Genomic DNA, 6,564 nt, shown 5'->3' with positions numbered 1-6,564 from the left:
CTCCGCCGCCTCGGCCGCCGCAGCAGCAGCGGCCGCCAGCGCGGCGGCCTGCGCCAGCCGGGCCTCCTCGGCCCGCTGCAGCGCCTCCTCCGCCCGGCGGCGCTGCTCCTCCCGCGCCAGCTCGCGCTGCCGCTGGAGCTCCGCCTGGGCGGCCGCCTCCTCGGCGAGCCGCTTGCGTTCGGCGGCCTCGGCGGCCAGCCGGGCCTCCTCCTCGGCGCGCCGCCTGGCCTCCTCCTCGGCACGTCGGCGGGCTTCCTCCTCCGCGCGCTTGCGGGCCTCCTCGGCCGCCTTGCGCGCAGCCTCGGCGGCGACCCGTTCGGCCTCCTCCTTGGCGAGGCGCTCCTGCTCGGCCTGCTCGGCCCGGAGCTGCGCCAGCACCTCCTGGCGCTTCCGCTCGGCGGCCTCCTCCTCGGCGCGCTTGCGGGCCTCCTCGGCGGCGCGCCGCTCGGCCTCCTCCCGGGCGAGGCGCTCCTGCTCGGCCCGGGCGGCCTTCTCCTGCTCGGAGAGCGGCAGCTCCCGGTCGAGCCGGTGGCGGATCGCGGTGGTGACGAAGCCGGGCTGCTGGCTGCCGTCGACGACGAGGTAGCGCGCCGGGTCGGCGGCGGCCAGCGAGAGGAAGCCGGACCGGACCCGCTGGTGGAACTCGGTCGGCTCGGACTCCAGCCGGTCCAGCGCCTCGGTGAACCGCTCCCGGGCCCGGGTCGGGTCGACGTCCAGGACGACGGTCAGGTCGGGCAGCAGCCCGCCGGTCGCCCAGCGCGAGATCCGGGCCACCTCGGTGGCGGCCAGGTCGCGGCCGGCGCCCTGGTACGCGATCGAGGAGTCCATGTACCGGTCGGTGATGACGACCGCGCCGCGGGCCAGTGCGGGGCGGATGACGTTCTCGACGTGCTCGGCCCGGTCGGCCGCGTAGATCAGCGCCTCGGCGCGGTGCGAGAGGCCGGTGTTGCCGACGTCCAGGACGAGGCCGCGCAGCCGCTGCCCGACCGGGCTGCCGCCGGGTTCGCGGGTGAGCACCACCTCGTGGCCCTTGCCCCGGATCCACTCGGCGAGCGCCTGCGCCTGGGTGGACTTGCCGGCGCCGTCGCCGCCCTCCAGGGCGATGAAGAAGCCGGTGCCCGCCGTGCGGTGGGGGGCCGGGCCGGTGACGCCGCGCAGGGCGTCCAGCAGGTCCTTGCCGAACGGGGCGGTGCCGCGCCGGTCGTCGGTCCGGAGCAGGACGACGGCCGCCAGCACCAGGGTGAGCAGTCCGGCGGTGGCGACCGCGAGGGCCGCGCCACCGTGGATGAAGGTGAACGAGCCGGGCTCGACCTCCCCGTACGCGACGTCCCCGTAGGCGGCGGCGATCAGCGGGACGACGATCAGTGCGGCGCCCACCACGACCCGCAGCACCGCGTGCAGGTGTTCGGTGACCTTGGGGAGCCGGGCCTCCTCGACCTCCTGGGCGAGCAGTCCGCGCCCGGCGGTGATGACGATCCCGGCGGCCACCGCGGCCAGCACGGTGAGCAGCAGCACGAGCACGAAGTCCAGCACCAGGCCGGCCAGGATCAGCGCGACGCCCTCGGTCAGCAGGGCGAGCGCGAGCAGCCGGCGGCGGGAGAGCGAGGGCAGGGTCGCCCGGGTGAGCCGGACGCCCAGCGCGGGGGCGCCGGTGGCGGCGAGCACCAGCAGGCCGTAGCCGATCGGCCCGGCGCGGTGCTCGGCGGCGGTGAGCAGTGCCAGCGCGCAGACACCGGCCATCGCGGCGTACCCGGCGGCCACCGCGAAGGTGAAGTACGGGGCGGAGCCGGTGCGGCCCTTGGCCATGGCCGGGCCGGGGGTCGCGTCGGTCGGGGCGCGCAGGCCCTGCAGCGGGGAGTGCGGGGCCACCTTGACGGCGCCGCCGGGCAGCTCCTGGAAGTGGATCCGGACGGCCGAGACGGCGAACAGGGCCGCCGCGCCGACGGCGGCGAAGGTGGTCTGGTGGGCGCGCAGCCAGTCCGAGCCGAGCGCCGCGAAGATGTTGTTGAGCAGCGTGAGCGCGACGAGGGCGGCGGCGGCGAGCGGCACGGTGGCCCAGCCGGTGCGGTGGTCCAGGCTCCGGACGGTCGCCAGGTTGGCGGCGGACGGGCGGCGCTCGGCAGCGGGGGCGAAGGGGTTGGCGGGGGGCAGCAGGCCGGGCACGGCGGCGGCCTTGCCGATCGCCCAGACCCGTTCGGCGGCGCCGGTCACGAAGACGGTCGCGAGCAGCACCCAGGTCGCGGCGCCGGAGGGCTTCGGGCCGGAGCCCAGCCAGACGATCCACCACGGCGCGACACCGATCAGCACGGCACGCAGGGCGTCCGCGCCGAGCAGCGTCCAGCGTCGGTCGAGCCTGCCGCTGAGCAGCCCGTGCACCGGGCCGAGCAGGGCGGCGCCGACCAGCCCGGTGGCCGCCAGCCGGGCCCCGAAGACGGCGGCGACGGCGAAGGCGAGGCTGCGCGGCAGGTCACCGAACTGTCCGCCGAGTGCGGCGGCGATCACGGTGAGGGCGAGCAGGACCAGGAGTCCCAGGCGGTCGGCGGTGCCGCCGATCAGCTGGGTGGTCCAGAGCCGGCGGTACGGGCGCAGGCGCAGCAGCGCGCGGACCCGCTCGCCGGTGGTTCCGGCCGGCGCGACCTCGGCAAGGTCGGGCGTGCCGGCTCTCGCGGCCTCGGCGACGCTGGGGGTGGGCTGCTCCGCGCTCGTCATACCGTCAGCGTAGCGGTCGGCGCATGGCGCAAAAGAGGGGAGCGCAGCTCCGGACGGGCGCCATCGCAGGGTTGTGACAGAGTCCGCACACGCCCGTCGCGCGTTGCCCCCGAACGAACCGGGCCCGCGCCGCCGGAGCGGACGCGGGCCCGGTGCCGCCGATCGGGTGTCAGCCCTCGTCGGTGGCGGCGGCCTTGCTCGCGGTTGCCTTCTTGGCCGTCGTCGTCTTCTTGGCGGCGGTCTTGGTGGTGGTCTTCTTGGCCGCCGTCTTGGCCGCCGCCGTCTTGGTGGTGGTGGTCTTCGCCGCGGTCTTCTTGGCCACCGCCTTCTTGGCCGGGGCCTTCTTCGCCGTCTTCTTCACCGGTCCGCGCGCCCGCTTCTCGGCGAGCAGCTCGTAGCCGCGCTCGGGGGTGATGGTCTCGACCTCGTCGTCCTTGCGGAGCGTCGCGTTGGTCTCGCCGTCGGTCACGTACGGGCCGAAGCGGCCGTCCTTGACCACCACGGGGCGCTCGCTGACCGGGTCGGTGCCCAGCTCCTTCAGCGGCGGCGCGGCGGCGGCGCGGCCGCGCTGCTTGGGCTGGGCGTAGATCGCCAGCGCCTCCTCCAGCGTGACCGTGAACATCTGCTCCTCGCTGGTGAGGGAGCGGGAGTCGGTGCCGCGCTTGAGGTACGGGCCGTAGCGGCCGTTCTGCGCGGTGATCTCCACGCCCTCCGGGTCCGCACCGACCACGCGCGGCAGCGAGAGCAGCTTCAGCGCGTCGTCGAGGGTGACGGTGTCCAGCGACATCGACTGGAGCAGCGAGGCGGTCCGCGGCTTGACGGCGTTCTTGCCGGTCTTGGGCGTGCCCTCGGGCAGGATCTCGGTGACGTACGGCCCGTAGCGGCCGTCCTTGGCGACCAGCATGTTGCCGCTGACCGGGTCCGCGCCGAGCTCGTAGTCACCGCTGGGCCGGGCCAGCAGTTCCTCGGCCAGCTCGACGGTCAGCTCGTCCGGCGGCAGGTCGTCCGGGATGTCGGCGCGCTGGCCGGGCTCCCCCTCGACCTCGGAGGCGCGCTCGACGTAGGGGCCGTAGCGGCCGACCCGCAGGGTGATGGCGTCGCTGACCGGGAACGAGCTGATCTCCCGGGCGTCGATCGCGCCGAGGTCGGTGACCAGTTCCTTCAGACCGCCCAGGTGGTCGCCGTCGCCGTTGCCGGCCTCGGCGGCGCCGCCGGTGGCCGCGCCCTCACCGGCGGCCTCGCCGAAGTAGAAGCGCTTCAGCCACGGCACGGACTTCGCCTCGCCCGCCGCGATCCGGTCGAGGTCGTCCTCCATCTTCGCGGTGAAGTCGTAGTCGACCAGCCGGCCGAAGTGCTTCTCCAGCAGGTTGACCACGGCGAAGGAGAGGAACGACGGCACCAGCGCCGTCCCCTTCTTGAAGACGTACCGGCGGTTGATGATGGTGTCGATGATCGAGGCGTAGGTGGAGGGGCGGCCGATCTCCCGGTCCTCCAGCTCCTTGACCAGCGAGGCCTCGGTGTAGCGGGCCGGCGGCTTGGTGGCGTGCCCCTCGGGGTTGAGCTGCTCGGCGGCCAGCGGGTCGCCCTCGGTGACCTGCGGCAGCCGGCGCTCGCGGTCGTCCAGCTCGGCGTTCGGGTCGTCGGCGCCCTCGACGTAGGCCTTGAGGAAGCCGTGGAAGGTGATGATCTTGCCGGAGGCGGAGAACTCGACGTCCCGGCCGTCGGCGGACCGGCCGCCGACCTTCACGGTGACCGACTGGCCGACCGCGTCCTTCATCTGGGAGGCGACGGTGCGCATCCAGATCAGCTCGTAGAGCCGGAAGTCGTCGCCGGTCAGGCCGGTCTCGGCGGGCGTGCGGAACCGGTCGCCGGACGGGCGGACCGCCTCGTGCGCCTCCTGCGCGTTCTTCACCTTGGAGGCGTAGGTGCGCGGCGCGTCCGGCAGGTAGTCGGCCCCGTACAGCTGGGTGACCTGCACGCGGGCGGCGGTGACGGCGGTCTCCGACAGCGTGGTCGAGTCGGTACGCATATAGGTGATGAAGCCGTTCTCGTACAGCTTCTGGGCCACCTGCATGGTCCGCTTGGCACCGAAGCCCAGCTTGCGGCTGGCCTCCTGCTGGAGCGTGGTGGTGCGGAACGGCGCGTACGGCGAGCGGCGGTACGGCTTGGACTCGACGCCGCGCACCGAGAACGCCGTCTGCTCCAGGGCGGCGGCCAGCGTGCGGGCGGCCTGCTCGTCCAGGTGCAGGGTGCCGGTGCTGCCCGACTTCAGGCGACCGTCCTGGCCGAAGTCACGGCCGCTGGCGATCCGCTTGCCGTCCACGGAGGAGAGCCGGGCCCCGAAGGTCTCCGGGTTGGCCGCGTCCGCCGGGGTGCGCCCGGTGCCGAAGGTGCCGACCAGGTCCCAGTACGAGGCCGAGCGGAAGGCCATCCGCTCGCGCTCGCGCTCGACGACCAGCCGGGTCGCGACCGACTGCACGCGGCCCGCCGACAGCTTCGGCATGACCTTCTTCCAGAGCACCGGCGAGACCTCGAAGCCGTAGAGGCGGTCGAGGATGCGGCGGGTCTCCTGGGCGTCGACCAGGCGCTGGTTCAGCTCGCGCGGGTTGCGCACCGCCTCCTGGATGGCGGCCTTGGTGATCTCGTGGAACACCATCCGGTGCACCGGCACCTTGGGCTTGAGCACCTGCTGGAGGTGCCACGCGATGGCCTCGCCCTCGCGGTCCTCATCGGTGGCGAGGAAGAGCTCGTCGGACTCCGCGAGCAGCGACTTCAACTTGCTGACCTGGGACTTCTTGTCAGCGTTGACCACGTAGATGGGAGCGAAGTCGTGATCCACGTCCACGCCCAGGCGACGCACCTCGCCGGTGTACTTGTCCGGGACCTCGGCGGCCGTGCTCGGCAGGTCGCGGATGTGCCCGACGCTCGCCTCGACGATGTAGCCGGGGCCAAGGTAGCCCTTGATCGTCTTCGCCTTGGCCGGCGACTCGACAATGACGAGTCGCTGTCCGTGCGCGGTCTCGCTGCTCGGGGACACCTTCGCTCTTCTCTCCCGGTCGTTATGTGAGCTGGTCGGCGCTGGCAGCACGGGCTGCGCTCCGCCCGACCCCTCCACCGACCCGGGGCCGCCGCTGTACGACGACCCCACCAGCGGAGTGTGACCGTACCCCGGCCACCCTTGTCAAACGGACGGATCCTGCTTTTTCACCGGCAAGGCCGACCGACGCCACTCGAACGGTAACCCGACGACGGAGGATCGCGCCCTGCGGAGGGCGCTTCGGTGGGTTCCGAAGGATGGAATGACGGATTTCCAAATCTGTCAACAAAGAATCCGGTCGGCCTGCGCCGAGCCGACGGCAGGCGGGCGGCAGGGCCTGCGCGGACCGGCACGGGCCGGCGGGGACGCCAGCGGTACGGAACTCCGGACCGCGGCGGCCGGCCCGGAACGGCGCCCGGGACGGGTCGCGGGCCGGGCCCCGGCGGTCTCGGGCCAGGTCTCGGCCCGGGTCGAGGTCCAGATCACGCGCGGTCTCGGGCCGGTCTCAGGCTGAGGAGGCGGCCACCAGCAGGAGTGCCCCGGCCGACAGGCAAACCAGGCCGAGCGTCGCCCACAGCAGGTCGGCGACCACCGCCCGAGGGCCTTCCTCCGCCGCCAGCACCGCCAGCCCGGGGCGGCGCGGGTCGTAGGCGATGCGGACGGACGCGCCGGGCGACAGACCGGCCGGGCGGCGCAGCGGGGTACGGCCGCGCGGGCGGGTCAGCACCAGTTCGCCGATCCGGCCCGGCGCCGCCGTTGCGGCCGCCGCCGTTCCCGCCGTCCCGGCCCGGACGGCGGCCGGCCCGGCGTGCCCCGCC

3 protein-coding genes are annotated in these 6,564 nt (G+C 74.2%); all 3 read right to left on the bottom strand.

The window, feature by feature from the left end; translation table 11 throughout:
- The coding region (gene tmk, locus ACFWOG_RS38610) for a dTMP kinase (RefSeq protein WP_380364214.1) at nucleotides 1-2,709 on the bottom strand (2,709 nt) is incomplete at its 3' end.
- A gap of 169 nt (nucleotides 2,710-2,878) precedes the next feature.
- Nucleotides 2,879-5,746, bottom strand: coding sequence for a type I DNA topoisomerase (gene topA / locus ACFWOG_RS38605; RefSeq protein ID WP_380364212.1), 2,868 nt, complete (start codon nucleotides 5,744-5,746; stop codon nucleotides 2,879-2,881).
- Between the two features lie 505 nt (nucleotides 5,747-6,251).
- Nucleotides 6,252-6,564, bottom strand: a 313-nt coding sequence (locus ACFWOG_RS38600) for a DUF3592 domain-containing protein (RefSeq protein ID WP_380364210.1), incomplete at its 5' end; no start/stop codon positions are given.

This window comes from Kitasatospora sp. NPDC058406 (genome assembly GCF_042722765.1).
In the GTDB taxonomy this organism is placed as follows: Bacteria; Actinomycetota; Actinomycetes; order Streptomycetales; family Streptomycetaceae; genus Kitasatospora.
The sequence above is the reverse complement of the archived record's forward strand: the minus strand, read 5'-3'. Positions and strand labels throughout refer to the sequence as shown.